Here is a 26,746-nt window from a genome sequence, read left to right on the forward strand (position 1 = left end):
GGCCCAGCTCCCACCGCCCCGAGGCGCGCCCGTCCAGGTCATCGGTGGCCAGAAGGGGTGCTGGTAGCGTCGGCCCGTGGCCAGCACCGACGCGACACGGGCTCCGGCCCGTGGTCCGGGTCGCCCACGAAGGTCCGCAGCCGAACGCCGAGCGAACCGCACCCGCCTGCTCGACGCGGCCTTCGCGGCCATCCGCCAGCACGGCGCGGCGTGCTCCATCGAGCAGATGGCGGCGGCGGCGGGCGTCTCCAAGCCGGTGATCCACGGCGAGTTCGGCGGCAAGTCGGGCATCGCCGAGGCGATCGCCCTCGCGCTCGCCGAACAGATCGAGGATCGGGCCCTGGCCCAAGTGGCCGAGCAGGGCCCGCCGACCCTGGAGCTTGCGGCACGTTCGGTGCTCGACTCGCTGATCACCACCGTCACCGACGAGCCCGCGGTGTACGCCTACTTGGTGCGGTCCCTGCGCGCCGACGACCGTGGGCTGCTCGACAACGCCCTGGTCACCACTTTGAACGAACACACGCAGGTGGTGGTCCGCACCCTGTCGCCCGACCTCGACCCCGACGTGCTCACCGTCGTCACCCACGGCACGTTCGGGCTGGTGTTCGCGGCGATCGAGTCGTGGCAGACGACCCGAAAACCCGAGCGTGTGGTGCTGCTCGACGCGCTGACCGCCATCGTGGTGCAGGCGTTCGGCGCGGTGCGCGAGATCGTCAGCCCGATGCCCTGACCCCGCGGTCGGCGCCCGCCCCGTTCACGGTGCCCGCCCCGTTCACCGGGCCCGCCCCGGTCGTTCCGTTCGCCGGGGTGGTCGGGTCGGCCGGCGTGGCACCCGGCCGCGATGGCGAACCTCCCGGTGCCGTGGATCCGCCAGGCGCCCGGCCGGCGCGCGGAGGAGCCGCGGCTTTGGCGCCTCTGCCCTCGACCACGCGGTAGGCGTCGTACACGCTGTCGATCCGGCGGATCGAGCGGAGCAGCACGTCGAGGTGCGACGGGTCGCCGAGCTCGAAGTCGAAGCGCATCTTCGAGACCCGGTCGGTGCCGGTGCTCATGGTGCACGACAAGATGTTCACGTGGTGATCGGCGAGGGTCTGCGACACGTCGCGCAGCAGCCGGCTGCGGTCGAGCGCCTTCACCTCGATCGACGCCACGAACGTGCCGGCTGAGGTCTCGTCCCACTCGACGTCGATCAAGCGGGCGGGCTGCCCGGTCGACAGCGACACCGCGTTGGCGCAGTCGGCTCGGTGGACGGACACGCCCCGGCCTCGGGTGATGAAGCCGATGATGTCGTCGCCCGGCACTGGTGTGCAGCACCGCGAGAGGCGCACCATGACGTCGTCGAGGCCCTCGACGTGCACGCCGACGCTGGCACCGCGACGCCGTCGCGGCGCACGCGGCGTGACGGGCAGCTGCTCTTCCTGCTCGCCGTCGCGCAACATCTTGCCGATGCGGGCGGCGGCCGACTGGGCGTTGACGTGGCCTTCGCCGATGGCCGCGTACAGCGCGTCGAGGTCGTGGTAGTTGAAGCTCTTGACCGCCTCGCCCAGCACCTCGCCGGCGAGCTTCTGCACCGGCAGCCCGGCACGTCGCAACGCGCGAGCGAGGTCCTCACGGCCGTTGTCGATCGCGTCCTCACGCCGCTCGCGTGAGAACCACTGGCGGATCTTGGCGCGGGCCCGGGGTGTGGCCGCGATGTGCAGCCAGTCGCGCGACGGGCCGGTGCCCTCGACCTTCGACGTGAAGATCTCGCACGAGTCCCCCGACGACAGTGGATGGTCGAGCGGCACGAGACGACCGTTGACCCTGGCACCCACACATGCGTGGCCGACCTCGGTGTGGATGGCGTACGCGAAGTCGATCGGCGTGGCGCCCTTGGCCAAGGTGACGACCCGGCCCTTCGGGGTGAAGACGTACACCTCGTCCTGGTCGAGGTCGACCTTGAGGTTCGCCATGAACTCGTTGGGATCGGAGGTCTCCGACTGCCAGTCGACGATGCGGTTCAGCCACACCAGGTCGTCGGCCTTGCCGCTGCCGTCCTTGTACGCCCAGTGGGCAGCCACCCCACGCTCGGCCCGGTCGTGCATCTCGGCGGTGCGGATCTGGACCTCGACCGGCTTGCCGAGCGGCCCGATCACGGTGGTGTGCAACGACTGGTAGAGGTTGAACTTCGGCATGGCCACGTAGTCCTTGAACCGGCCTTGCACCGGCTTCCACGTGGCGTGGATCGACCCCAGCGCGGCATAGCAGTCCTTGACCGTCTGCACGGTGACCCGGATGCCGACGAGGTCGAAGATCTCCTCGAAGTCGCGGCCCTTGACGACCATCTTCTCGTAGATCGACCACAGGTGCTTCGGCCGCCCGGTGACCTCGGCGTCGATGCGCAGCTCCTTGAGCCGTTCCTGCACGTGCTCGATCACCTGGAACAAGTAGAGGTCGCGCTCGGGTGCCCTCGTGGACACCATGTGGTCGATCTCGGCGTACCGCTTCGGGTGCAGCGTGGCGAACGCCAGATCCTCGAGCTGCTGCTTGACCTCCTGCATGCCGAGGCGATGGGCGAGTGGGGCGTAGACGTCGAGCGTCTCGCGTGCAGTCCGTTCCTGCTTCCACGCGGGCATGGCGGCCAGGGTGCGCATGTTGTGGAGGCGGTCGGCCAGCTTGATGATCAGGACGCGGAGGTCCTTGGCCATCGCCACGAGCATCTTGCGCATGGTGGCGGCCTGCTGCTCCTCCTTGGACTCGAAGCGGACCCGGTCGAGCTTGGTGACGCCGTCGACCACGGCCGCCACGTCAGGACCGAAGTCGCGCTCGATGTCGGCAAGGGTCACGCCGGTGTCCTCGACCGCGTCGTGCAACAGCGCCGCCACGATGGAGCCGTCGTCGAGACCTTGCGACGCGACGATCGACGCCACGGCAAGCGGATGCTGCACATACGGCTCGCCGGACTTGCGGACCTGGCCCTGGTGGGCGGCAGCCGCCACCTCGTAGGCATGGACGATCCGGTCGGTCGGCGACTTGGGGTGGACGGCCCGGTACAAGTTGACGAGCGGCGCTACCTCGACGGCCGGGGGCGCGGCGCTCCGGCGCCACGGCAACACCCGATCGACGGTCGGCACGTGCCCTCCTCGTTGTCCTGGACCACCCGAGCCACGGGTGTCACCCCAGGATACGGGACCCACCCACCCCCCGGCAGCCCCCGTCCCCACCCTGCTGTGAGCAGCTGGCCACCTGGTGGGTGGGCAAGTGCTCACACCACGACCGATCACCACCCACCCCCACCCTGCTGTGAGCAGCCGGCCACGTGGTGGGTGGGTAAGTGCTCACACCACGACCGATCACCACCCACCCCCACCCTGCTGTGAGCAGCTGGCCACCTGGTGGGTGGGTAAGTGCTCACACCACGACCGGGGCAGAGCTCGGGTCCGAGACTGTCGCAGGTCGTCGGCATGCTGAATGACATGAAACATCACGACACGCAGACTGGCTTGCTCGCTGCCCAACAGTATGGGTTGGTCAGCCACGAGCAGGCCCGGGCCGTTGGGATGAGCCAGCGGCAGATCGACGGTTGGGTTCGGTCGGGACGGTGGCAGGCGGTGGCCCGGGGGGTGTACCGGGTCGCCGGTGTGCCGACGTCGTGGCGACAACAGACGTTGACTGCCTGCCTTGCGGCCCCGCCGGGTGCGAAGGCGTCGCATTTCAGCGCCGCCGCGCTGATCACCGCGGCTGCGCCACCTCCCGACCCTCACGTCACTGTCGCGTACGGCCGCTCGGCACGCGGCACCGTCGGCGTCGTGCACCGGAGCCGAGTCCACCCGCTCGACACCACGATCGTGACCGCCATCCCGTCGACGTCGCCCGCCCGCACACTGGTCGACTGCGCAGGGATCACGACCCCCGAGCGCCTGGCCACGCTCGTCGACGAGATCCTCCACGCCGGGCTGACCAGCCCGCGCGAGATCGAGCTCGCCATCGAACGGGCGGGACCACGTCGGCGCGTCGCTGTCCTGCGATCACTCCTCGATCCGTGGCGCGACGGGATCGAACCGGGCAGCCCCGCGGAAGTGCGTCTGGTGCGTCAGCTCATCGAGTGGGGCTTCCCACAACCCGAGACGCAGATCGTGATCTACGACGCCGACGGGATCCCCATCGCGCGGGCCGACGTCGGCTGGCGAGCGGTCAAGGTCGGCATCGAGTACGACTCCCGGCGATGGCACGGCCCGAGTGCCTGGCAGCACGACGAGGCCCGCCACCAGGCCGTCGTCGCCGCCGGGTGGACGTTGCTCCACGCAGACAAGGCCGACCTCCTCCCCGGTGACCGGTCGCTGCGCCACGCACTGCGCCGTGTCTGGCCCGCCGAGGAGCGCCACTCCGCCTGACCGCAGCCACCGCCCGGCGCCGCCACCGCCCGCCGTGCTGTGAGCACTTGACCACCCACCACGTGGCTAGGTGCTCACAGCAGGATCCGGTGGAGCGACCCAACCGCCGTGCTGTGAGCACTTGACCACCCACCACGTGGCTAGGTGCTCACAGCACGGATGTGGGAGGTGAGGGTCAGGTGGGATACGTGAGGAGGGACACGACGTCGTGGGTGGCGACCTTGGCGCGTCCGCCGAGGAACGCCAGCTCGAGGATGAAACCCATCCCGGCGACGGTTCCACCCAGTCCCTCGACCAAGGTGGCGGTCGCGGCGGCCGTACCGCCCGTGGCGAGCACGTCGTCGACGATCAGCACCCGTTGCCCGGGCTGCACCCCGTCGCGGTGGATCTCGAGCAGCCCCGACCCGTACTCGAGGTCGTACTCCTCCCGCTCGATCTCCCACGGGAGCTTCCCGGCCTTGCGCACCGGGACGAAACCGGCACCGAACCGGTAGGCCACCGGCGCGGCCACGATGAACCCGCGGGCCTCCACCCCGACCACGACGTCGATGCCCGCACCGGCGAAATGGTCGACCACCCCGTCGACGGCGAGCGTGAACGCAGCGGCGTCTGCCAGCAACGGCGTGATGTCCTTGAAGACGACGCCCGGCTCGGGGAAGTCGGCGATGTCGCGCACCAGCGCCCCCAACCGGGCCACGTCGCCGGCCGCGAGGCCGCTCACTTCTTCTTCCGGCGATCCGGGGTGTGCTTGCGAGGCCGTGGCGTGATGCTGGCCCCCGCCGACCGGGTGCCCGACGGTCGGGGTGGCACCGCACCACGCCGCCGGGTGTCGGCCCCCGCGCCGCCGACCAGATCGCCGTCGCTGCCGCCGGCTGGGGCACTGCCGCTCGCCCCGCCCGCGGCGGCGACCCGTCCACCGGCCCGGCGGCCTTCGCCCCGCGCGCCGCCGGCTCCGGCGCCTGCACCGACCACGACGGCTTCGCGCCGGGCAGCGGAGCCCGCGGCGAGCCCTTCGGCGCGCTCCTCGTCGGACAGCCGACTGAGCCGCTGGCGGATCTCGGCGTACTTCGGCTCACGTTCTTTGATCCACGCCGTCATCGGCGCGGCGATGAAGATCGACGAGTACGCCCCGGAGATCAGGCCGACCAGCAACGCCAAGCCGAACTCCTCGAGCGTCACGGCGCCCATCACCCAGGCGCCGATGATGAGGATGGACAGCACCGGGATGACCGCCGACAACGTGGTGTTGATCGACCGCATGAAGGTCTGGTTCGCCGACAAGTTGCACATGTCGGTGTACGTCATGGTGCCGTTGGCGGTGACCCGCCCCTGGTTCTCGCGGATCTTGTCGTAGACGACGATCGTGTCGTACAGCGAGTAACCGAGGATCGTGAGGAACGCGATCACGGTCGCAGGCGTGACTTCGAAACGAAGGATCGAATAGACGCCGACGGCCACGATGACGTCGTGGATCACCGCCGCGATCGCGGAGATCGCGAACTTCCACTCGAGGCGGATCCACACGTAGATGAAGATCGCGATCAGGAAGAAGATCAGCGCCTTGATGGCCTTCGACGAGACGTCGCTGCCCCATGTCGGGCCGACTTCGTTCAAGTTGGCCTCGACGACCGACAGCGGCTGGCCGGAGGCCTTCGCCAGAGCCGTGGAGATCTTGCCTTCGTAGGCGGCCTTCGCGGCGTCGCTCGATGCCGGCGGCACCTCGACCCGGAAATCCGACGTGCCCAGCCGCTGCACTTGCGGGTCCTTGGCGCCGGCGTCGGTGGCGGCCTTGCGGATCTGGCTGGTCGATGCGTCGCCACCCGGGAACTGCCAGGCGATGCCGCCGCGGAAGTCGATGCCCAAGTTGAGCTCGCGCACGAACAGCGAGCCGATACTGATGACGACCATCAGCGTCGACAGCACTGCCGCGACCTTCCAGCCCTTCTTGAAGTCGATGTTGGCGTCGAAGGAGTACAGGCGGTGGAAGAAGCCGTTGCGCGCCCGGGCCGGTCGCTGCCGCGGCGGGCGTGGCGCCCGGGCCGCACGCCGCTTCCGCCTGCTCTCCGCCGCGTCGGACGTGTCGTCGTCGCCACCGGCGTCGTCGGATTCGTCGCCCTCGCCCTCGTCGCCCTCGTCGCCCTCGTCGCCCTCGCCCTCGGCGTCGTCGCCCTCGGCGTCGTCGCCCTCGTCGCTGCCGCCCTCGTCGGACTCGTCGGACTCGCCGAACTCGCCCTCGTCACTGCCGGCCTCGCCGACCAAGCCGTCGGCATGGGCCGGCACGTCGGCCTCGTCGTCGGCGTCGAGCGACGTGCCGTCCGCGCCCTCGCCGTCGACCCCGGCATCGACGGTGTCGTCGATCGTCGCGCCGTCGTCGGACTCGGCCATCTCGTCGGCCACGGCCTCGGCCTCGTCGCCCTCGCGGGGCTCGTCGTCGGCGCTCATGCCTCGGCTCCTGCGACGGTGGTGTCGTCGACCCGGCCGTCATCGGCGAGGTCGGTGTGGTGGCGGTGCGACACGCCGAGCATGCGGGGCCGGTCCTGGAAGAACGCGCTGCGGGCCAGCAACAAGACGGCCGGGCGCATGAGGAACCACGACGCCACCAGGTCGAGGATCGTGGACAGACCCAGGTAGAACGCGAAGCCGCGCACCGAGCCGACCGTGAAGTAGTAGAGGATCACGGCGCCGATCAGCGACACGAGGTCGGCCGACAGGATCACGCGCCAGGCGTCGCTGAACGACCGGTCGACGGTGCCGCGCAACGTGCGGCCCTTGTCGGTGTCTTCTCGCAAGTGCTCGAAGTACACGACGTTGGAGTCGACGGCCACGCCGACCGACACGATGATGCCGGTGATGCCCGACAAGGTGAGCGCCAGGCCACCGTGCACGCCGAGGTAGGCGATCACCACCCACAACAGCGCCGAGGCAGCACCCAGGCTGGCGATGGCCACCAACCCGAGCACCCGGTAGAAGACCAACATGTAGATGGCCACGAGGGCGAGCCCGACCAGGCCGGACACCAGGCCGGCGTGCAGCGAGTCCGAGCCCAACTTGGCGGACACCTTCTGGAACGTGGCTTCCTTGAACGTGACCGGCAGCGCGCCGTAGCGGAGCTGCAGCGACAGATCGTTGGCGCTCGAGTGCGAGAAGTTGCCGGTGATCGTGAAGCCGCCGGCGTTCGACGCCAGATTCAGCGCGTCGACCGTGGGCGCCGAGATCACCTGGCCGTCGAGCACGATGGCCATCCGCCCGCGTTGGCCGGTGTCGCCTTGGCCGGTGATCGGGCAGATCGGACCCTTCGACGAGTCGGAGTTGCCGTCGTAGCAGGCGTTCATGAACCGGTTCGCCTTGCTCTCGAACTTGGTCTTGACGCTGACGCCCACCTGCCACTGGCCCGTGTTGTCGAGCTGCGGCTGCGACTTGCTGAGGGCCTCGCCCTGGAGGTTGACCGGCCCCATCAGGTAGCAGTCGAGGTACGTCTGCTTGTGGTCGATCTGGCCGGGCAGCACGACCTCACCGGTGGTGGGTGACAAGTCGGTGGGCGCGCTCGCCAGGCAGGCCTCCACCGCCTGGGGCACGTCGGGGTTGCCGTACTTGGCGGCCGACGCCACGAGTGGGTTGGTGGGCGTCGTGGTGGTGGTCGAGCCCGAGGTCGTGGCGGTGGTCGACGACGAGGCCGGCGGCTGCGTGGTGGGTGGCGTGGTCGTTGCCGGCACGTGGACGCTGCGACCTTGGGTACCGGCGGCGGCGCTGGTCGACGTGGCCGACCCCGCGGTGGTGCCGGGCGTGGTCGTGCTGCTCGAGTTGCCGGTCGTGCTGGCAGTGGTGGTGGTCGTGGTGGCGCCCTTGGCGGCCGAGGTCGACGAGCGCGGCGTGGTGGTGGAGGTGGACTGCTTCTTCAGCGCGGCGACGACTTGCGCGTTGAACGGGTTCGGCGCCTGCCATTGCCCCGTGGTCGCTTGCGTGCCCGCCGGCATCACCGCCCGGAACTCCATCTTGGCGGTACGCCCGATGACCTCTTTGGCCTTCTCGGGGTCCTTCACACCGGGCAACGAGATGACCACCGTCTTGCCTTGGCGCACGATGTCGGGCTCGGCCACACCGAGGGCGTCGATGCGGTTGCGGATGATCTCCTTGGCCTGCTCCACCGATGACGACGGCACGTTCTTGTCGAGCGGCTGGAGCGTGGCGGAGATGCCGCCCTTGAGGTCGAGGCCCAGCAGCGGCTTGTTGCCGATCGCGAACGTCCACCCCAACAAGCCGAGGGTGATCACAGCGAAGACGACCAGCGTGGTGGCCTCGCGACGGCCCTTCACAGGGCGACCTCGTTCGGGAACCGGGTGGATGCTGCACCGGACCGGCGCGGTTGGAGAAGGTGCACCTTCAGCCTCTCAGGTGACGGCGACGTGGGCGGGGCCTGCTGCCCGCCCACCGCCCGTCGGAACGGAGCGCCACCTTAGACGCGCGCCAGTAGGTCGCCCAGATCGCGAGTCGCCGTTCGATTCGCCAGCTTGCACCTGGCGAACAGCCACGTGTTGCTGGTCGGCCGGGAGGGTCAGGCTCGTGCGTCGACCCACGCCGGTTCGGCTTCCGACCCTCCCACCACGGCACCGGGCGGCGATGGTGGCGAGGAGCCGTCGAGCCCGCGCCCGGGCTGCGCGCCTCGGCCGCGGGCGGTCTGACGGCGGCGGACCCACTCGGTGACGGGCCGCTCCAGCCAGCGCCAGCTCAGCCCCGACACGAACAGCGTGGGCGGCAACGCCACCAGCGCGGCCAGCAGCGGCGACGACGGCAACATCCCTTCAGATCGCAGCACGCACAGGATCGGCACGTGCCAGAGGTACAACCCGTACGACACCTGGCCGGTCCAGACGATGGGCCGCGACACGAGGCTGGACGGCGGCCGCGCCGCGCCGGCGATCGCCGCCACGATCGCGGCGAACCCAGCGGCAGCCAGCGTGTCGCGCCACACCTTCAAGTCGAACGCGGTGGAGTTGTTGGCGTGCGCGTTCCACAGCGCCCAGGCGCTGTCGGCGACCACCAGCGCAGTGCCGGCGGCGACCAGCGCGGACATGGTGCCGCGACCGACGCGGCGGTCGCCGAGCACCACGGCGGCCAGCATGCCGAGCGCGAAGTACGGCGCGGCCGCAGGCAGGATCTTGCTGACGAACAGCGGCGCATCGCCGCGCGCCGCCATCCACCAGTTGAACAAGATGCCGCCGGCCCCGAACGCGACGGGCACCAGCCAGACCCCCACGCGGCGACCCGAGCGCGCGGCCAGCCAGCCCAACAGCGGCAGCACGACGTAGAACGACACCTCGACGGTGAGCGTCCACATCGGTGGGTCGAGCTTGAGGAGCGTGCGGTCGGTGAAGTTCTGCGCGAACACGGCGAACATCCACAAGTCGCTGGTGGCCGGCAGCCGGACGCCCGGCGAGGCGTCTCGACCCCACAACAACACGATCGCACCGACCAGCGCGAGCCAGTAGGCCGGCAGGATGCGGGCGACCCGGCGGGCCGCGTAGCGCGACGTCGACGGCCGGGCCCGCTGCTCGCGGACGGCGCGCACCCACGGTCGGTACAACAAGAAGCCGCTCAGCACGAAGAACAGGACCAAGCCGAGGCGCAGCTCGTGCAAGAGGTCGTCGCCGACCGAGTCGCGCTGCGACGCGGCGACCACGGGAAGGCTGTACAGCCACGCGTGGTACACGAACACCGTCAAGGCCGCGATCGCGCGGATCCCGTCGAGCGCCAGGACGCGGCGCGTCGCGGAAGCGGTCGGGGATGGCGAATCGCCGGGGATGGTGTGGCCTTCCTGTTCGACAGCGTGCGCCCACGTGCCACGTTAGGGGCGACCCTGCGGGGATGCAGCCGATCCGCCCGATTCACACGTAGTCCCCAGCAGATGTGCAGGGACCTGCCCGCCGACGCGCGGCACGGGGCGCCGCGGGTCAGGAGTCGAACAGCGTGCTGTCCGGCGGTTCGCGCCGGCCGGCCGACGGTGGCGGCGCCACGCCCAGGTGGGCCCACGCCGCATCGGTCGCGACCCGGCCCCGAGGGGTTCGGATCAGCAGACCTTGTTGGATCAGGAACGGCTCGTGGACGTCCTCGACGGTCTCGGCCGGCTCGCCCGCGCCGATGGCGAGGGTGGACAAGCCGACCGGCCCCCCGCCGAACCGTTCGCACAGGGCCACGAGGATGGCCCGGTCGACTTTGTCGAGGCCGCGGTCGTCGATGCCGAACGTGGTCAGCCCGTCGTGGGCGGCCACGGCGTCGACCACACCGTTGCCGCGGACCTCGGCGTAGTCGCGCACCCGGCGCAACAGGCGGTTGGCGATGCGGGGCGTGCCCCGCGACCGGCGGGCGATCTCGCGAGCGCCGTCGCCGTCGACCTTCACGTCCAAGATCCCGGCGGCCCGGTGGACGATGGCTTCGAGATCGTCGGGTGTGTAGTAGTCGAGCCGGGTGACCAGCCCGAAGCGGTCGCGCAGCGGGCCGGTGATCAACCCCGTGCGGGTGGTGGCGCCGACCAGCGTGAAACGGGGCAGGTCGAGGCGGATCGACCGGGCGGCTGGCCCCTTGCCCAACACGATGTCGAGCTGGAAGTCCTCCATCGCCGAGTACAGCACTTCCTCGACCGGCTTGGGCAAGCGGTGGATCTCGTCGACGAACAGCACTTCGCCGTGCTCGAGCTGGCTGAGCATCGATGCGAGGTCGCCGGCGCGGTCGAGCGCCGGCCCCGACGTCGGCACCAGCCGCACGCCCATCTCGTTGGCGACGATGTGGGCCAGTGACGTCTTGCCGAGGCCGGGCGGTCCGGCGAACAGCAGGTGGTCGGGCGGTTCGCCGCGGCGGCGGGCGGCCTCCAACATGATGTGCAAATGCTCTTTGAGCTCGCTCTGGCCCACGAACTCGTCGAGCTTGCGGGGCCGGAGGCCGACTTCTTCGACGGGCTCGTCGGGACCGGGCTCGGGGGTGAGCAGCTCGTCGCGCATCGGGATCAGCGCGGCGAGCCAAGCGTGGCGAGCGCCACGCGGAGCAGCGCCGCGGGATCGTCGGTGTCGGGCAGGTCCCGCATGGCGGCGCCGATCTCCTCGGCGGAGTAGTCGAGCTCTGCCAGCGCGTTGCGGACGTCGGCGCGGGCCCGCGACGCGCCGTTGCCGGCCGGACCGGGGCCGGCCCCGGCGACGGCACGAGGCAGCTCCACCGTGTCGACGTCGAGCCGGGACTCGAGCTCGACGAGCAGGCGCGCCGCGGTCTTCTTGCCGACGCCAGGCACGAGGCACAGCGCGTCGGCGTCGCCGTCGGCCAGGATGCGAAACAGCTCGGCGGGGGCGTGCACGCCCAGGATCGCCAAGGCCAGCGCCGGCCCCACGCCGTGCGCGCCGAGCATGGCCTCGAAGCACTCGCGCTCGGACTTGTCAGCGAACCCGAACAGCGTCTGGCCGTCCTCGCGCACGCGGTGGTGCACCCACACGAACACGTCGTCGCCCTCGGCGCCGAGCGCCACCGAGGTGACCGGCGCGACCTGCACGCGGTAGCCGACGCCGCCGACCTCGATCAGCAGCTCACCGTCGATGCCCCGGTCGACGAGGCGCCCCCGCAGCGAGCCGATCACCGCGATCCCCCTGCCGCGGCCACCCGGCGCCGGAGTCCGGCGTGCGCGAGGTGGCACAAGGCCAGTGCGCAGGCGTCGGCCGCGTCGGCCGGCTTCGGTGGCGTGGCGAGCCCGAGCAGGTGCTGGACCATGGCCTGGACCTCGGCCTTGGAGGCCCGCCCGTCACCCGCCACGGCCAGCTTCACCTCGTTGGGTGAATACTCGACGACTTCGGCCCCGATCGCGACCGCTTCGACCATGGCCAACCCGCTGGCCTGCCCGACTGACATGGCCGTGCGGACGTTGTGCTGGAAGAAGACCCGTTCGATCGCGACCACCGACGGCTGCAGCTCGCGGAACAGGTCGCGCAGCTCGCCTTGCAGCTCGGCGAGCCGATCGGGGACGGGCCGCGAGGGATCGGTGCGCAACACGCCGACGGCGACGGCCTGGTGCCGACCGGCGCGAGACTCGATACACCCGTAGCCACAGCGTGAGAGCCCCGGGTCGACGCCGAGCACGAACATCTGTACGAGGTTACCCGGCGGCCTCGGCCACGGCGTGGATGATCTCGTCGACCGGGCGGAACGTGAGCCCAGAGATCGCGCGATGGGCCCACGTGACGACGCCGCCGGCGTCGATGACGAACACCGAGCGACGGTAGAAGCCGAGCGGGCCGAGCACGCCGTACCGGGCGCCGACCTCCTTGGCGGGGTCGCTGAGCAGCGGGAAGCCGAAGCCGCCCTGCTCGCACGCGAACGACTCGTGGCTGTCGAGGTCGGCCGGGTTCAGCGCCAGCACCTGGGCGCCGACCTCGGCGAACTGGCCCACGCCGCGGGTGTACGTGTTGAGCTGCTGCGTGCACACCGGTGTCTTGTCGCCCGGGTAGAAGACCAGCACGACCGGCTGGCCCCGGAACTCCTCCAGGGTGTAGGTGCGCCGGCCGCGCTCGCAGCCCGCCGCCGTGCCTTCGAGCGCGAAGTCGGGCGCCGGCTCCCCCACCACGGCCTCGGCCGCCACCGCCCCGGTCATGCCTCGAGTGCCGCAGCGACCTCGTCGGACAAGTCGAGGTTGGCATGCACGTCCTGTACGTCGTCCTGCTCGTCGATCAGGTCGATGAGTCGCAACACCGATTTCGCGGCCTCCACGTCGTCGAGCGGCACGGTGTTCGACGCGACCATCGTGGCGTCCGAGGACTGCACGGGGAGACCTGCCGCCTCGATCGCGGCGCGCACCGCCTCCACGTCGCCGGGCGGGGTGGTGACCCGCCACGCGTCACCCACGTCGTCGACGTCGTCGGCACCGGCTTCGAGCGCCGCTTCCATCACCGCGTCCTCCTCGGCCGAGCGGTCGACGTCGACCACGCCCTTGCGCTCGAACTGCCACGCCACCGCGCCAGGCTCCGCCATCGACCCCCCGTTGCGGGTGAACAGCGTGCGGATCTCCGAGCCGGTGCGGTTGCGATTGTCGGTGAGCACCTCGATGTACAGCGCCACGCCGTGGGGCGCATAGCCCTCATAGCTGATCTGCTCGTAGTTGACGCCTTCGAGCTCGCCGGTACCTCGCTTGACGGCCCGCTCGATCGTGTCGAGGGGCACCGACGCGGCGCGGGCCTTTTGGAACATGGTGCGCAGCGTCGGGTTGGAGTCCTGGTCGCCGCCGCCTTGGCGAGCCGCGACTTCGACTTGGCGGATCAGCTTGGCGAAGTTCTTGCCGCGCGCTTTGTCCTTGGCGGCCTTTTGGTGCTTGATCGTGGCCCACTTCGAGTGCCCACTCACGAGCACACCTCCTTCATGAACAGTTGGTGGAGCCGGCCGTCGCCGGTCAGCTCGGGATGGAACGCCGACACGAGCACCGACCCTTGGCGGCACAGCACGGGGTGGTCGTCGACCGTCGCGAGCACGTCGACGCCGGCACCGACGCGCTCGACGAACGGGGCGCGGATGAACACGGCGTGGAACGGACGGTCGGCGTCCTCGACGGCGTCGACCCGCAAGTCAGCCTCGAACGAGTCGATCTGGCGGCCGAACGCGTTGCGCCGCACGCCGATGTCGATGGCGCCGAAGCTGCGCTGGTCGGCACGGCCGTCGGCGACGTCGGCCGCGAGCAGGATCATGCCGGCGCACGTCCCGAACGCCGGCATGCCCTCGCGCAGGCGCTCGCCCAACGGCTCGCGCAGCCCGGACGAGTCGAGGAGGAACGAGATGGTGGTGGACTCCCCGCCGGGGAGCACCAGCGCGTCGACGCCGGCGAGCTGGTCAGGCGTGCGGACGGCGAGCGCGGTCGCGCCGAGCTCGGCGAGCACCCGCTGATGGGTGTCGACCGAACCTTGCAATGCCAGCACGCCGATGGTGCCACCCACCTCCGGGAGGCTCCTTGGGCTGACCGGTGCTCGTGGCCGCGCGCATCGGGGTGACGGCCTACCAGCCCCGGTCGGCGAGCTTGGTCTCGAGCGACCCGATCTCGAGGCCCGCCATGGCCGAGCCGAGGCCGCGGCTGACCTTGGCGAGGATGGCGGGATCACGGAAGTGGGTGGTGGCCTCGACGATGGCCTTGGCCCGCACCGACGGGTTCTCGCTCTTGAAGATGCCCGAGCCGACGAACACCGCCTCGGCGCCGAGCTGCATGACGAGCGCCGCATCGGCCGGCGTGGCGAGACCGCCGGCGCAAAACAGCGGGACGGGGAGCGTGCCGGTGTCGGCCAACTCCTGCACCAGGCCGACCGGTGCCTGCAGGCGCTTGGCCCAGTCGTACAGCTCGGCGGAATCGGCCTGGGTGATGCGCCGGACGTCGCCGAGGATGGTGCGGAGGTGGCGTACGGCCTCGACCACGTTGCCGGTGCCGGCCTCGCCTTTGGAGCGGATCATGCAGGCGCCCTCGCTGATGCGGCGCAGCGCTTCGCCCAAGTTGGTGGCCCCGCACACGAACGGCACCGTGAAGGCCCACTTGTCGATGTGGTGGGCCTCGTCGGCCGGGGTCAGCACTTCGGACTCGTCGACGTAGTCGACACCGAGCGACTCGAGGATCTGGGCCTCCACGAAGTGGCCGATGCGGGCCTTGGCCATGACCGGGATGGTGACGACCGCTTTGATGCCCTCGATCATCTCGGGGTCGCTCATGCGGGCCACCCCGCCGTCGCGGCGGATGTCGGACGGCACCCGCTCGAGCGCCATCACCGCGGCGGCCCCGGCGTCTTCCGCGATGCGGGCCTGCTCGGGGTCGACGACGTCCATGATCACGCCACCCTTGAGCATCTCGGCCAAGCCACGCTTGACCCGGTACGTGCCGGTCTCGTGAGCGGCGGAAGGTGCAGGGACGTCGACCATGCCCCCGATTCTATGGCCCCCTCCGATCCACCCCGAACCGGATCAGCCGAGGCGAGACAGTCGGCCACGGCCGCCCCGCCGGCCGCCGGCCCGAGCTTCGATGTGGCGCCGCCATCTCGACGCCCCCGCCGACCCGCAGGGCCGGCACCGATCGGGGAGCTCGGGGGGGTCTCCTTCCCCCGATCACTTCCCCCCTCGATGGCTACAGCTCGCGCAGCAGCGCGATGCGCTCGTCGAGGGGTGGGTGGGTGTCGAACAGCTTGTTGAACCGCGACAGCTTGCCCTCGGCCTCGTTGGCCGGCAGCGGCGACTCGATCCACAGGTGGGCGGTGGCGCGGCTGTGCGCGTGCACCACGGTCTGGTCGGCCTCGAGCTTCTCGAGGGCCGAGATCAGCCCCGGCGGGTAGCGGGTCATCTCCGCACCGGAGAGGTCGGCCAGGGTCTCGCGCTTGCGACTCACGGCGAACTGCATCAGGGTCGCGATCAGCGGCGCCAACACGAGCAGCACCAAGCCGAGAATCGCGAGGATCGGTCCACCCGGCATTCCGCCGCGGTCGTTGTCGTTGTCGCGGCCGCCGCCCCACCACAGGAAGCGGATCGAGAGGTCGGAGACGAGCGCGATCATCCCCACCATCGTGACGGCCAACGTCGAGACCAAGATGTCGTAGTTCTTGATGTGGCTGAGCTCGTGGGCCAGCACGCCTTCGAGCTCCACCCGGTTCATCTTCTCCAACAACCCGCTCGTGACGGCGATGGCCGCGTGCTGGGGGTTGCGGCCCGTGGCGAAGGCGTTGGGGGCGGTGTCATCGATGATGTACAGCCGCGGCTTGGGCAGGCCGCTGGCGATGCAGAGGCCCTCGACCAGGTTGTGCAGGCGCGCGTACTCGGCCTCCGGCGCGGGCCGCGCCCGGCTCATCTTCAGCGCCACCGTGTCGGACTTCCAGTACGACGTGAACGCGGCGCCGAGCGCGATCACGACCGCGATCACGATGCCGATGGGTCCCCACCGGAACAGGAAGAAGACGACGGTGAACACCGCCGCGACGAGCAGCACGAACGCGGTGATCAGCACTGCGCTGCGCCGCTTGTTCTCACCGATCTGGTCGAACAAGGAGCATCAACCTCGACAGCAGGATCCGGACTCGGGTGGCCAGGGGCTCAGAACTGCACCTGCGGCGCCGAGCGATCCGCGCCGTCGGCCTCGAAGTACTCGCGGGGGGTGGCCTTGGCGATCCCGGCGAACAGCATGGCTGGGAACGTCTGGATCTTGGTGTTCAGCTTCTGGACGCTGTCGTTGAAGAACTGGCGCGAGTACGCGATCCGGTCCTCGGTGGAGGTGAGCTCCTCTTGCAGGGCCAGGAAGTTCTGGTTCGCCTTCAGGTCCGGGTACTGCTCGGCCACGGCGAACAGCGACTTCAAGGTGCCGCTCAACACGTTCTCGGCCTGCGCCTGCGCTTGTGGACCCTGCGCGTTGACCGCCATGTTGCGCGCTTGGACCACCTTCTCGAGCGTCTCGCGCTCGTGGGCGGCGTAACCCTTCACGGTCTCGACGAGGTTCGGGATGAGGTCGTGGCGTCGCTTGAGCTGCACGTCGATCTGCGCCCACGCGGAGTCGACCCGGTTCTTCAGCCCGATCAGCCCGTTGTACGTGACGATGGCGAAGATGATCAGCAGGACGACGATGATCGCGATGATGATCAAGACGACGGTCATGGACAGGCCTCCAACGGCAGCAACGAAAGATCGTCGAAGTCCCAGTCTACGTGGTGGTTCGGGCCATCGGATGCGGGGCCACGCGGGGCGCTGCGCTCACAACGTCCGGTACAGCTCGACGTAGCGCGCCGCGAGGCGGTGCATGGAGAAGTCGTCCGCGCGCCGCTCCCCCGACGCCACCAGGTCGCGGCGCAGGGTGGCATCGTCGAGCGCTCGTTGCAGCGCGCCGGCGAGCAGCGCGGGATCGCCTGGCGGTACGAGCAGCGCGTCGCGGTCGGGGCGAGCGACGTTGCGGTAGCCGGGCAGGTCGGACGCCACAATCGCGGTCGACGCAGCCATCGCCTCGAGCAGCACCACACCGAACGACTCGCCGTGCAGGGACGGCGCGCAGTACACGTCGGCCGAGCGCAACCTCGACGCCTTCTCGGCGTCGGACACGCGCCCGAGCCACTCGAGGCGGGGATCGCCGGCGTGGTGGACCTTGAGGCTCTCGGTCTCGGGACCGTCGCCCGCGATCCACACGCGCACGTCGGCGCCCAACCGGCCGACCGCGTCGAGCAACACGGACAGGCCCTTGCGCGGCTCGTGGCGACCCAAGAACAAGATCGTGGGACCCTCGGTGGGGATCAGGTCGGCTTTGGCGAACCGCTCGATCTCGATGCCGTTGTACAGCAGGCGGAACTCGCCGCCGAGCGCGTCCTGCGCCAGCGCCCGGGCGTCCTCCGAGACGGCCACCTTGATGTCGATCCGCTTGGCCAACCGGCGCACGGCGGGGCGCAGGTACCGGTACGCCGCGCTGGCGCCGGCAGCGTGGAAGGTGCCGATGAGGGGTGTGTACTTGATGACCGCAGCAGTGAGGGTGGGCCCGGGCACGAGCGGCTCGTGCAGATGGAGGATGTCGAAGTCCTCGTCGCGCAGCGCGCGGATGAAGCGCAGCTGAGCGGGCAGGTCGGGCGCGAGCGGTGCGACCGACCCGTTGGCTGCCGTAGGGATCGAGTTGCCCAACGGTGTGACACCCGAGTCGGGGGGCGGTCCATCGCACGGCGCCAGGATGCGGGTGGGATGGCCGGCTTGGCGCAGCGCCCGTGCGAGGCCGAGCACCTGGGACTGCACGCCACCGGGCACCGTCAAGCTGTAAGGGCACACCATGGCCACCCGCAAGGGCCGCGACACGGGCTCAGCCATGGGGGTAGCCCGGATCGGAGGGCCAGTTGGGCTGCAGCAGGTGCCACTGCTCGGGTGCACGACGGATCAACGCTTCGAGGCGGACCGCGAGCGACTGGGTCACCCGGGCCACGTCCTCGCGGAGAGATCCCTGCCGTTCGGCCGGCACGGGGGGCTCGATGACCGAGTGGTGGCCGCTGCCCTCGAAGTACACGGCGGTCGGCAGGATCGGTGCGCCGGTCCGCAACGCGAGGGTGGCCGGACCGGACGGCAACGTGGTGCGCTCGCCGAAGAACTCGACCTCCACCCCGCCACCGGCGACGTCGCGGTCGCACACCAGGCACAAGATGTGGTTGGCCTTGAGGGCCCGGATGCTGGCGGCCCCCGCGCCGTTGTCGAGCGGCACGATCTCGAGGCCGAACTCGCGTCGTAGGCCGACGAACCAGTCAGCCAAGTCGGGCGGCTCCAGCGCCTCGGCGACCGCGGTGACCTTCCAACCCCGCACACCGGTGAGCCAGAACGCCCCCCACTCCCAGCCCCCGAGGTGCGGCAGGCCGAGGATGACCCCATTGCCGGCGGCGAGCGCCTGCTCGAGGTGCTCGACGCCTTCCGCGGTGTGCTCGGCCTCGATCACCTGGAGTGGGGTACCCGGCAGCCGGAACGACTCGGCCCAGTAGCGCGCGTAGGACTCGAAGGTCGCGTCGACCACCGCTCGCCGCTCGGCCGGGGTGACGTCGGGCAGCACCCGGGCCACGTTGCGCTCGACTTGGGAGCGCCGGTCGCGAAGCAGCCGACCCGCCACGCGCGACGCAGCATCGGTCAAGGGTGTGACCAGTGGCGCGGGGACGGCGCGGGCGAACGCGGCACCCGACCGGTAGGCCAGGTACTGCGGCGACGGGTTCACGACCGCCGACGGGACGGTGACCGCTCTCGCCATGTGCGGGCCCGCTTGCGCGCGGTGCGCCGGCCCCGCCAGCGCGACGGCTCGACCACCGGGCGGGCCTTCGACGCCTGGCGCCACACCTTCGAGAACCGCTGTCCGGCCGTGAACAAGGTGAGCACGAGCATCACCCACAGCACGCCGACGAGCAGGTTGTCGAACAAGAGGCCGAACCCGAGTGCGATCAGCCGTTCGGCCCGCTCCATCAACCCGCCCCGCGCGTCGAAGCCCAACGACTCGGCCTTGGCCCGCTCGTAAGAGATCAGCATCGACGCCGCCAGCACGGCGAGCGCCAGCACCGGCGTGCGGTCGTGGCGGTACGACAGGTACCAGGCCGTGCCGCCGAGCAGCAGGGCGTCGGTGAGGCGGTCCGACACGCTGTCGAAGAACGCCCCGCGGGCCGAGGCGGTGCCGGACGCCTTGGCCACCGCACCGTCGAGCACGTCGGGCAAGGCGGTGAGGATCAGCAGCAGCAGGCCCAAGCGGAGGTTGCCGGCACCGATGGAGACCGCGGCACCGGCCGCGGCCGCGACACCGAGCGCGGTGAGGTGATCTGCACGGATCCCGGCCTTGCGGAGGTTGACCCCGACGGGGCGAAGGCCTCGCTCCACACTCGCCCGGAAACGACCGTCGAACATCGATTCTCCAAGCTGGAAACTGCCGGGCACGCTACCAGCGCGCGGCGCGTGCCTCGTCGGTAGGGTGGCGGGACCACGCGATCACCGGACGCCGCGAGTTGCCACAGGGGGTCGGCATGCGTCAGTTCCCGCCGGATCGGATCCGCAACGTGGCCCTCGTCGGCCACAGTGGGGTCGGAAAGACCACCCTCGCGGAGGCGCTCCTGCACCGCGCCGGGGCCACCAACCGCCTTGGCCGCGTCGAGGACGGCACCACGGTGTGCGACAACGACCCCGAGGAGCACAAGCGCGGCGTGTCGATCTCCATGGCGCTCGCGCCGTTCGAGTGGCGCGACCACAAGATCAACTTGATCGACACCCCTGGCTACGCCGATTTCGTGGGCGAGGTGCACGCCGCGCTGCGGGTCGCGGATCTGGCGGTGTTCGTGGTCAGCGCGGTCGAGGGGGTCGAGGTCCAGACCGAGATCGTGTGGCACATCGCCGCCGACCTCGGCCTGCCGCGCATGGTGTTCGTCAACAAGCTCGACCGGGAGCGCGCCGACTTCGACGGCACCCTCGACCAGCTCCGCACCCGCTTCGGCGCGGGCATCGCACCGCTCGAGCTGCCGATCGGGCAAGAGGCCGACTTCCGGGGTGTGGCCGACCTGCTCACCGACACGGCCTGGCTCTACGCCGACGGATCCGCCACCAAGGCCGAGATCCCCGACGACATGGCCGACCAGGAGCACCGCGTGCACGACAACCTGGTCGAAGGCATCGTGGTGGCCGACGACGAGCTCATGGAGCGCTACCTCGAAGGCGACATCCCGTCCGTGGAGCAGCTCGAGCACACGCTGCACCTCGGCGTCGACGACGCCACCGTCTTCCCCGTGGTGTGCGGCTCGGCGCTCGCCGAGATCGCGGTCGACCGCTTGGCCGACTACATCTGCGAGATCGGGCCGTCGCCGCTCGAGCGCCCAGCCACTGAGGTCATGGCCGGTGACACCACGGTCGAGGTCGAGGCCAGCACCGACGGGCAACCCCTTGCGTTCGTGTTCAAGACGGTCGCCGACCCCTACGTGGGGCGCATCTCGTTGTTCAAGGTGCTCTCGGGGCAGATCCGCCCTGACGACCATCTGGTCAACTCCCGGACCGGCGACGACGAACGTCTGCACGGTCTGCTCTCGGTGCGCGGCGCCGAGCAGGAGAACGTCAGCGAGCTCGTCGTCGGCGACATCGGCGCGGTGGCCAAGCTCGCCCACACCCGCACCGGCGACACGCTGGCCCCGGCCGGCCAGCGCGTGACCGTGACCCCGATCGAGTGGCCCGAGCCGTTGCTCGCCACGGCCATCTCGGCGCGCACCCAGGCCGACGAGGACAAGCTGGCCACTGCGCTGCACCGCTTGGCCGACGAGGACCCCACGGTGCTGGTCGAGCGCGACGACGAGATCCACCAGACCGTGCTGCGCGGCCAAGGTGAGGCCCACCTGACCATCACCCTCGAGCGCCTGGAACGGAAGTTCGGGGTGCAGGTCGACATGGAGCCCGTGCACGTCGCCTACCGGGAGACGATCTCCAAGGACGCGGAGGCCGAAGGTCGCTACAAGAAGCAGTCCGGCGGCCACGGCCAGTTCGGCGTCGCCAACCTCAAGGTCACGCCGCTCGCCCGGGGCGAGGGCTTCCGCTTCGTCGACAAGATCGTGGGTGGTGCCATCCCCCGACAGTTCATCCCGGCGGTCCAAAAGGGCGTCGAGGAAGCCCTCGGATCCGGGGTGCTCGGCCACCCGGTCGTCGATCTCGAGGTCACCTGCTTCGACGGCAAGGCGCACTCCGTCGACAGCTCCGAGATGAGCTTCAAGATGGCCGGCACCCTCGGGTTGCGGGCGGCCCTCGACGCCGCCGGGCCCGTGCTGCTCGAGCCCGTGTCACGCCTCGAGGTCACCATGCCGGTCGAGCTGCAAGGCGACGTCATGGGCGACCTCAACTCCCGGCGCGGCCAGATCCAGGGAACCGAGACCGGCCCCGGCGACGGCGAGCAGACGGTCGTGGCGCTGGTGCCCACCGCCGAGGTGATGCGGTACGCGATCGACTTGCGCTCGATCACCGGCGGACGCGGGCGCTTCCGCCTCAGCCACGACCACTACGACGTGGCGCCGCCCCAGGTGGCCGACCGCATCGCCGTTCTGGGCTGAGATCTACGCGTTGGGACGCGTAAAAAGCAGCCCAGAACGGGAGGGGTCAGCCCGGTGGTCGGTCGGTGCGGACCGACGCGAGGTCGTCGCGCAGGTCGGACCAGTCCTCGGGGTTGTCCTCGACGAACCAGCTGACGACCTCGCCGTCACACCCGTCGACCAGCACCAGGCCGCGCTGCTTGGGCGGCGACTCCGCCGAGTAGAGCAGGATCCGCCAGGTCGGTCGGCTGGTCACTCCCCGCCAGCTCATCTGCGCCGACGCATGGCCCACCGCGAACCCGACCGTGCGGGCTGCGGTCACCAGGGCGTCGCGCTCGTCGACGTCGAGGTTGCGACCCGCCACCAGGTGGTAGACGCCGACCGCCGCCAGGCCGATCGCGGCCGCGAGCATCCCACCGTTGGCCAGCACCGGCTGGTGGCTGCGGGTGGCGAGCCAGATCACCAGGCACGCCACCGCGATCATCAGGTACAGGTAGCCGGGCGCCCGGCGACGACTGTTGTTCGGGAACGTGTACGCGCCCACGAAGCCGGCCGCGTCGAGGTCCTCCGGCAGCTCGTCGACGTGCTCGTCGTCGACGCCATCGACCTGCTCGGCGACCTGCTCGTCCACGAGCTCGCCGTCGGACTGGTCGGTGCCGGAGGGCCCGGCCTGACCGGTGCCCTGCTCGTCGTGGTCGATCACGGGCCAAACGGTAGTCGGGCGGGCGCAACGCCCCTGCGGCGACAAGACTCTGCGTGGTCCCTCGCACCGGACCGGAAGGAGCCACCGATGGCGAACGACCTCCCCACCTCCGACCTCCCACCGGGCACGGTCACCGGTGCCGGCTCGTACGCAGTGGGCAACAACGGCTCGTACTTCGCGGTCGGCCGGAAGTGCCGCCACCTCCGCGCCGACCTGGCCGGCGGCAGCGTCGACGACGACGGCTGCCTGGTGTGCCCGTGGCACCAGGCGAAGTACGACGTCGAGACCGGGCGGATGACCCGCGGCCCCCAAGGCGTGTTCGCCAAGATCCCGGGGCTCGGTGCCTCGGTCAAGGCGCTGACCCGTGTGGCGCCGCTCAAGCGCGGCACGGTCACGGTCGACGGGGACACCCTCCACGTGACCTGACTGCGACTATGACGGCGGCCAGGTGTCGCGCAGCTTGCGCCAAGTGACGTCGAGGGGCTCGGGGAGCACCCGGGTCTCGGCGATCGTGGTCATGAAGTTGGTGTCGGCGTTCCACCGCGGCAGGCAGTGCACGTGCAGATGGTCGGGCACGCCGGCGCCGGCACCCGTGCCCAGGTTGATGCCCACGTTGACCCCGTCGGGCGAGTACGCAGCGCGGATCGCGACCACCGCATCGGTCACGCCCTGCCAGAGCTCGCGCTGCTCGTCGGGCGTGAGCTGGTCGAGGTCGGCGACCGCTCGTTGCGGCAGCACCATCAGGTGGCCCGAGCCGTAGGGGTACGCATTGAGGAGCGCGAAGCACTCGGACCCCCGCCACAAGATGAACGTCTCGTCGTCGGGGCGACCCGAGTCGAAGATCCGCTCGAACAAGCTGCGCCCCTCACCATCGGGGCGCAGGGACGAGTCGTCGACCGACACCTGGTTGATGTAGCTGGTGCGCCAGCCCGCCCAGAGCCGGTCGAGGCTCACGGGGCGCCCTGCGCCGTTGACCGGGCGGGCGACTCCGACGAGGCGCTGGCGCCGGCAAGCGGGGCGACGCGGCGCTCGGCGACGTCGTCTGCGAGCTGGGCCACGAAGTCGTCGAACGGCACGTCCTGCACGACCTCGCCGCCGCGCGGGTTGACGCCGACCGTGCCGGCTTCCAGATCGCGCTCACCGACCACGAGCACGTACGGGATCTTCTCGAGCTTCGCCTTGCGGATCCGCCCGCCGAGCTTCTCCTCCGCCGGCACCCGGTCGGCACGGAACCCCTGCGCGCGAAGTCGCTGGACGAGGTCGTCGGCGTGCCCGTCGACGTCGTCGCGCACGGCGAGCACGCGGACCTGGACGGGCGCGAGCCAGGTGGGGAACGCCCCGGCGTAGTGCTCGAGCAACACGCCGAAGAACCGTTCGATCGAACCGAACAGCGCGCGATGGATCATCACGGGCTGGTGGCGCGCGTTGTCGGCACCGACGAACTCGAGGCCGAACCGATCGGGCAGGTTCCAGTCGCACTGGATGGTGGAGAGCTGCCAATCGCGGCCGATCGCGTCGCGGACCTTGACGTCGATCTTGGGCCCGTAGAAGGCGCCGCCACCTTCGTCGATGTCGTACGGGAGCCCCTCGGCTTCCAAGGCCTGGCGCAGCGCCTCGGTCGCATCGGCCCACACCTCGTCAGTGCCGACCGACTTGCCTTCGGGTCGCGTGGACAAGCTGGCTTCGAAGTCCTCGAACCCGAACGCGCGCAGCACGCTCAGCACGAAGCCGAGCAGGAACCGCACTTCGCCGACCACCTGGTCGGGCGTGCAGAAGATGTGGCTGTCGTCTTGCGTGAAGCCACGGATGCGCAACAGCCCGTGCAGTACGCCGCTGCGCTCGTAGCGGTACACCGTGCCGAGCTCGAACAGCCGCAACGGCAACTCCCGGTACGACCGCTGGCGGCTCCGGTACACGAGGATGTGCATCGGGCAGTTCATCGGCTTCAGGTAGTAATCCGATGCGTCGAGCTCCATCGGCGGGTAGATGTCGTCGGCGTAGTTCTCGAGGTGGCCGCTGATCTCGAACAGGTCCGATTTCGTGATGTGCGGCGTGTACACGAACTCGTAACCCCCGGTCGCGTGGCGCTCGCGGCTGTAGTCCTCCATCAGCTTTCGGACGATGGCGCCCTTCGGGTGCCAGACCGCGAGGCCGGGCCCGAGCTCCTCGGGGAACGACAGCAGATCGAGCTCGTTGCCGAGACGCCGATGGTCACGCTTTTCGGCCTCTTGGAGACGGTGCAGGTGGTCATCGAGCTCCTGGCGGGTGGCCCATGCCGTGCCGTAGATCCGCTGCAGCATCGGGTTGTGCTCGTCGCCGCGCCAGTACGCGCCAGCCACCCGCATCAGCTTGAAGTGGCCGAGGAACGCCTTCGTGTTCGGGACGTGCGGCCCGCGGCACAAGTCGATGAAGCCCGGGTATCCGTGGAAGGGCGGATCGGCCTTCGGCTTGGCCGGCGGGTTCTCGTACGTGCGCACGAGGCCGGACGCCGTGGCCGACATGGGGTCGTCGGCCTCGCCGTCGATGATCTCGAGCTTGTAGCGGTGACCGGCGAACACCCCCCGCGCCTGGTCGGACGTGAGCTCGTCGCGGACGAACGGCTGCGCGTCGGCGATGATCTCGCGCATGCGCGCCTCGATGCGCTCGAGGTCGGCCTCGAGGAACGTGGCGGGCCTGCCGTCGGGGCCCGGCGGCAGTTCGAAGTCGTAGTAGAAGCCGTCGGCGACGGGCGGGCCGATCGCGAACGTGGCACCGGGAAAGAGGTCGAGCACCGCCTGGGCGAGCACGTGGGCGGTGGAGTGGCGGATCGTGTAGAGACCCCGCTCGGACGTCGTGGTGGTGATCGACACCTCGTCGCCGTCGGCCAGCTCCCAGGTGAGGTCGCGCTCGGTGCCGTTCACCTCGGCGATGACCGCTGCTTTCGCCAAGCCTCGACCGATCGACGCGGCCAGGTCGCCGGCGGTCGCGCCCTCCGGGAGCGTGCGCGCCGACCCGTCTGGCAACTTGATCGTGATCTCGGCCATCGCCGGAGCCTACCGACGCGGGTCGCCACGCCCGGAACGACTTCGCCCCGCCCTCGGGCGGGGTCAGGCCGGAGGGGCGAACTCGCGGGGACGCAGCACGTCGGCGGACGAGCGGCCCGCGGCGCCGACCGTGGCGTCGACCACATCGGTCCGCCCCGCAGCCACGAGATCGAGGTCGTGGTCGTGCCGTTCTGCACTGTTCGCGACCGCCCCCACGGGCACCGGCTCCGCCCCCGACAGCCGTCCGCCGGCGGTGGCCGGGGCCAGGTCGGGCTCGGTCGAGGGATCGCAGTCGCCCGCACCCGCCGAGGCCGCGGCCCGGGCCGGGTCTCCCTCGGGCAACGGTTCGGGCAACGGCTCAGGCTCGATCCCATCGGGCATGGCGGTCGACGTGGGCGCCGGCGAGATCGCCGAGGTGGCCACCACGGCGGGCTGCGCGGCGCGTGGCTTCGAGGCGTACTCGTCGACGTACTCCTGGCCGGAGAGCTCGCGGACCTCGAACATGACCTCGTCGATGAGCTGGCGCAGCAGCAACCGGTCGTGCTCCACGCCGACGTACTTGTCGACGGTGATGGGCCGACCGATGCGCACCGTCACCGAGCGCCGCAGCTTCGGGAACTTGGCGTCGGCCGGCATGACGTCGAGGGTGCCGACGAGGCCGACGGGGATCAGCGGCGCGCCCGTCCGCAACGCCAACCTGGCCGGACCGGTGTGGCCGCGGTGGAGCCGACCGTCGCGGCTGCGCGTCCCTTCGGGGTAGATGCCGAAGAACTCCCCCCGTTCGAGCACACCGGCGGCGGCGTCGAGGGCCGCGTCGGCCGCACTGCCACCGGACCGGTCGATCGGGATCATGCCGAGCGCGGGGAACAGGTGCCTGGTCTTCCAGTCGTCCATGTACTCGGCCTTGCCGACGTACGTGATGCGCCGAGGGAGCACGGCCGGCAAGAAGAACGAGTCGAGCACCGACACGTGGTTGGGGCAAAAGATCGCAGGGCCGGTGGCGGGCACGTTGTCGAGCCCCTCGACGGTGAGCCGCCAGGCGCGGTTGAAGACCGGCACGATGACGCGCCGGGCGACGGGATACAAGCGTCCGACCTCAGCGGCCACGGATCTCCTCGCGACGTG

General features: G+C 70.4%; 25 protein-coding genes. 4 read left to right on the plus strand and 21 right to left on the minus strand.

Annotation, left to right across the window (positions count from 1 at the left end; translation table 11 throughout):
• Window positions 1–76 precede the first annotated feature (76 nt).
• Complete coding sequence (locus VHA73_02905; protein ID HVX16957.1) at window positions 77–730, plus strand: TetR/AcrR family transcriptional regulator; 654 nt, start codon at window positions 77–79, stop codon at window positions 728–730.
• Here the strand turns inward: VHA73_02905 and VHA73_02910 are convergent.
• Window positions 714–3,113 (minus strand): bifunctional (p)ppGpp synthetase/guanosine-3',5'-bis(diphosphate) 3'-pyrophosphohydrolase, encoded by a 2,400-nt coding sequence (locus tag VHA73_02910; GenBank protein HVX16958.1) that lies wholly within the window; start codon window positions 3,111–3,113, stop codon window positions 714–716. The genes VHA73_02905 and VHA73_02910 overlap by 17 nt on opposite strands.
• Window positions 3,114–3,455: 342 nt before the next feature.
• Between VHA73_02910 and VHA73_02915 the strand changes: the two genes are divergently transcribed.
• Window positions 3,456–4,373, plus strand: a complete 918-nt coding sequence (locus tag VHA73_02915) for a type IV toxin-antitoxin system AbiEi family antitoxin domain-containing protein (protein HVX16959.1) — start codon at window positions 3,456–3,458, stop codon at window positions 4,371–4,373.
• A 175-nt stretch (window positions 4,374–4,548) separates the two neighbouring features.
• On the opposite strand, the gene VHA73_02920 is transcribed toward VHA73_02915, so the two are convergent.
• The 16 genes from VHA73_02920 to VHA73_02995 all read right to left on the minus strand — a co-directional run bounded on the left by VHA73_02920 (window position 4,549) and on the right by VHA73_02995 (window position 19,745).
• Window positions 4,549–5,094, minus strand: coding sequence for an adenine phosphoribosyltransferase (locus VHA73_02920; GenBank protein ID HVX16960.1), 546 nt, complete (start codon window positions 5,092–5,094; stop codon window positions 4,549–4,551).
• Window positions 5,091–6,815 carry a protein translocase subunit SecF gene (secF, locus tag VHA73_02925; GenBank protein HVX16961.1) on the minus strand — a complete coding sequence of 575 codons (1,725 nt, stop codon included), beginning with the start codon at window positions 6,813–6,815 and terminating at the stop codon, window positions 5,091–5,093. The genes VHA73_02920 and secF overlap by 4 nt, the downstream gene beginning before the upstream one ends.
• Complete coding sequence (secD, locus tag VHA73_02930) at window positions 6,812–8,686, minus strand: protein translocase subunit SecD (GenBank protein ID HVX16962.1); 1,875 nt, start codon at window positions 8,684–8,686, stop codon at window positions 6,812–6,814. The genes secF and secD overlap by 4 nt, the downstream gene beginning before the upstream one ends.
• 239 nt (window positions 8,687–8,925) lie before the next feature.
• The gene (locus VHA73_02935; protein HVX16963.1) at window positions 8,926–10,173 is read right to left on the minus strand and encodes an acyltransferase; all 1,248 of its coding nucleotides are present in this window, start codon (window positions 10,171–10,173) and stop codon (window positions 8,926–8,928) included.
• Between the two features lie 148 nt (window positions 10,174–10,321).
• The gene (gene ruvB, locus VHA73_02940; protein ID HVX16964.1) at window positions 10,322–11,365 is read right to left on the minus strand and encodes a Holliday junction branch migration DNA helicase RuvB; all 1,044 of its coding nucleotides are present in this window, start codon (window positions 11,363–11,365) and stop codon (window positions 10,322–10,324) included.
• 5 nt (window positions 11,366–11,370) lie between these two features.
• Window positions 11,371–11,988, minus strand: coding sequence for a Holliday junction branch migration protein RuvA (gene ruvA, locus VHA73_02945; GenBank protein ID HVX16965.1), 618 nt, complete (start codon window positions 11,986–11,988; stop codon window positions 11,371–11,373).
• A complete protein-coding gene (gene ruvC / locus VHA73_02950) occupies window positions 11,985–12,491 on the minus strand; it encodes a crossover junction endodeoxyribonuclease RuvC (protein HVX16966.1) in 507 nt (168 codons plus the stop codon). The genes ruvA and ruvC overlap by 4 nt, the downstream gene beginning before the upstream one ends.
• A 10-nt stretch (window positions 12,492–12,501) precedes the next feature.
• Window positions 12,502–12,996 carry a redoxin domain-containing protein gene (locus tag VHA73_02955; GenBank protein ID HVX16967.1) on the minus strand — a complete coding sequence of 165 codons (495 nt, stop codon included), beginning with the start codon at window positions 12,994–12,996 and terminating at the stop codon, window positions 12,502–12,504.
• Complete coding sequence (locus VHA73_02960) at window positions 12,993–13,742, minus strand: YebC/PmpR family DNA-binding transcriptional regulator (GenBank protein HVX16968.1); 750 nt, start codon at window positions 13,740–13,742, stop codon at window positions 12,993–12,995. Before VHA73_02960 ends, VHA73_02955 begins: the two co-directional genes overlap by 4 nt.
• On the minus strand, window positions 13,739–14,326 hold the full coding sequence (gene pdxT, locus VHA73_02965; GenBank protein ID HVX16969.1) for a pyridoxal 5'-phosphate synthase glutaminase subunit PdxT: 588 nt from the start codon (window positions 14,324–14,326) through the stop codon (window positions 13,739–13,741). The genes VHA73_02960 and pdxT overlap by 4 nt, the downstream gene beginning before the upstream one ends.
• Before the next feature lie 58 nt (window positions 14,327–14,384).
• Window positions 14,385–15,290 (minus strand): pyridoxal 5'-phosphate synthase lyase subunit PdxS, encoded by a 906-nt coding sequence (gene pdxS, locus VHA73_02970; protein ID HVX16970.1) that lies wholly within the window; start codon window positions 15,288–15,290, stop codon window positions 14,385–14,387.
• A gap of 202 nt (window positions 15,291–15,492) precedes the next feature.
• Complete coding sequence (locus VHA73_02975; GenBank protein HVX16971.1) at window positions 15,493–16,401, minus strand: M48 family metalloprotease; 909 nt, start codon at window positions 16,399–16,401, stop codon at window positions 15,493–15,495.
• A 47-nt stretch (window positions 16,402–16,448) separates the two neighbouring features.
• Entirely contained in the window at window positions 16,449–17,003 is a 555-nt protein-coding gene (locus VHA73_02980; protein HVX16972.1) for a LemA family protein, read from the minus strand.
• 96 nt (window positions 17,004–17,099) lie between these two features.
• Window positions 17,100–18,188, minus strand: coding sequence for a glycosyltransferase family 4 protein (locus tag VHA73_02985; GenBank protein ID HVX16973.1), 1,089 nt, complete (start codon window positions 18,186–18,188; stop codon window positions 17,100–17,102).
• Complete coding sequence (locus VHA73_02990; protein HVX16974.1) at window positions 18,181–19,104, minus strand: phosphatidylinositol mannoside acyltransferase; 924 nt, start codon at window positions 19,102–19,104, stop codon at window positions 18,181–18,183. Before VHA73_02990 ends, VHA73_02985 begins: the two co-directional genes overlap by 8 nt.
• Window positions 19,068–19,745 (minus strand): CDP-alcohol phosphatidyltransferase family protein, encoded by a 678-nt coding sequence (locus VHA73_02995; GenBank protein HVX16975.1) that lies wholly within the window; start codon window positions 19,743–19,745, stop codon window positions 19,068–19,070. The genes VHA73_02990 and VHA73_02995 overlap by 37 nt, the downstream gene beginning before the upstream one ends.
• A 116-nt stretch (window positions 19,746–19,861) precedes the next feature.
• Between VHA73_02995 and fusA the strand changes: the two genes are divergently transcribed.
• Window positions 19,862–21,916 (plus strand): elongation factor G, encoded by a 2,055-nt coding sequence (fusA, locus tag VHA73_03000; protein HVX16976.1) that lies wholly within the window; start codon window positions 19,862–19,864, stop codon window positions 21,914–21,916.
• A gap of 46 nt (window positions 21,917–21,962) precedes the next feature.
• Here fusA and VHA73_03005 read toward each other — a convergent pair whose 3' ends face one another.
• Window positions 21,963–22,598, minus strand: a complete 636-nt coding sequence (locus VHA73_03005; protein HVX16977.1) for a hypothetical protein — start codon at window positions 22,596–22,598, stop codon at window positions 21,963–21,965.
• Window positions 22,599–22,685: 87 nt separating this feature from the next.
• On the opposite strand from VHA73_03005, the gene VHA73_03010 reads away from it, so the two are divergent.
• Window positions 22,686–23,024 carry a Rieske 2Fe-2S domain-containing protein gene (locus VHA73_03010; GenBank protein ID HVX16978.1) on the plus strand — a complete coding sequence of 113 codons (339 nt, stop codon included), beginning with the start codon at window positions 22,686–22,688 and terminating at the stop codon, window positions 23,022–23,024.
• Window positions 23,025–23,030: 6 nt separating this feature from the next.
• On the opposite strand, the gene VHA73_03015 is transcribed toward VHA73_03010, so the two are convergent.
• The 3 genes from VHA73_03015 to VHA73_03025 all read right to left on the minus strand — a co-directional run bounded on the left by VHA73_03015 (window position 23,031) and on the right by VHA73_03025 (window position 26,728).
• Window positions 23,031–23,552 (minus strand): HIT domain-containing protein, encoded by a 522-nt coding sequence (locus VHA73_03015; GenBank protein HVX16979.1) that lies wholly within the window; start codon window positions 23,550–23,552, stop codon window positions 23,031–23,033.
• Window positions 23,549–25,621, minus strand: a complete 2,073-nt coding sequence (gene thrS, locus VHA73_03020; GenBank protein HVX16980.1) for a threonine--tRNA ligase — start codon at window positions 25,619–25,621, stop codon at window positions 23,549–23,551. Before thrS ends, VHA73_03015 begins: the two co-directional genes overlap by 4 nt.
• A 63-nt stretch (window positions 25,622–25,684) precedes the next feature.
• Window positions 25,685–26,728, minus strand: a complete 1,044-nt coding sequence (locus VHA73_03025) for a lysophospholipid acyltransferase family protein (protein HVX16981.1) — start codon at window positions 26,726–26,728, stop codon at window positions 25,685–25,687.
• Window positions 26,729–26,746: the final 18 nt, after the last annotated feature.

The organism is Acidimicrobiales bacterium (assembly GCA_035547835.1).
GTDB lineage: Bacteria > Actinomycetota > Acidimicrobiia > Acidimicrobiales > Iamiaceae > DASZTW01.

Coding starts and splice junctions, on each gene's coding strand:
- ruvC (HVX16966.1), bottom strand. CDS start 12,491: ATGTTCGTGCTCGGCGTCGACCCGGGGCTCTCACGCTGTGGCTACGGG.
- VHA73_02995 (HVX16975.1), bottom strand. CDS start 19,745: ATGTTCGACGGTCGTTTCCGGGCGAGTGTGGAGCGAGGCCTTCGCCCC.
- secF (HVX16961.1), bottom strand. CDS start 6,815: ATGAGCGCCGACGACGAGCCCCGCGAGGGCGACGAGGCCGAGGCCGTG.
- VHA73_02990 (HVX16974.1), bottom strand. CDS start 19,104: ATGGCGAGAGCGGTCACCGTCCCGTCGGCGGTCGTGAACCCGTCGCCG.
- fusA (HVX16976.1), top strand. CDS start 19,862: ATGCGTCAGTTCCCGCCGGATCGGATCCGCAACGTGGCCCTCGTCGGC.
- VHA73_02980 (HVX16972.1), bottom strand. CDS start 17,003: ATGACCGTCGTCTTGATCATCATCGCGATCATCGTCGTCCTGCTGATC.
- ruvB (HVX16964.1), bottom strand. CDS start 11,365: ATGCGCGACGAGCTGCTCACCCCCGAGCCCGGTCCCGACGAGCCCGTC.
- VHA73_02955 (HVX16967.1), bottom strand. CDS start 12,996: ATGACCGGGGCGGTGGCGGCCGAGGCCGTGGTGGGGGAGCCGGCGCCC.
- VHA73_03010 (HVX16978.1), top strand. CDS start 22,686: ATGGCGAACGACCTCCCCACCTCCGACCTCCCACCGGGCACGGTCACC.
- thrS (HVX16980.1), bottom strand. CDS start 25,621: ATGGCCGAGATCACGATCAAGTTGCCAGACGGGTCGGCGCGCACGCTC.
- VHA73_02985 (HVX16973.1), bottom strand. CDS start 18,188: ATGGCTGAGCCCGTGTCGCGGCCCTTGCGGGTGGCCATGGTGTGCCCT.
- pdxS (HVX16970.1), bottom strand. CDS start 15,290: ATGGTCGACGTCCCTGCACCTTCCGCCGCTCACGAGACCGGCACGTAC.
- VHA73_02915 (HVX16959.1), top strand. CDS start 3,456: ATGAAACATCACGACACGCAGACTGGCTTGCTCGCTGCCCAACAGTAT.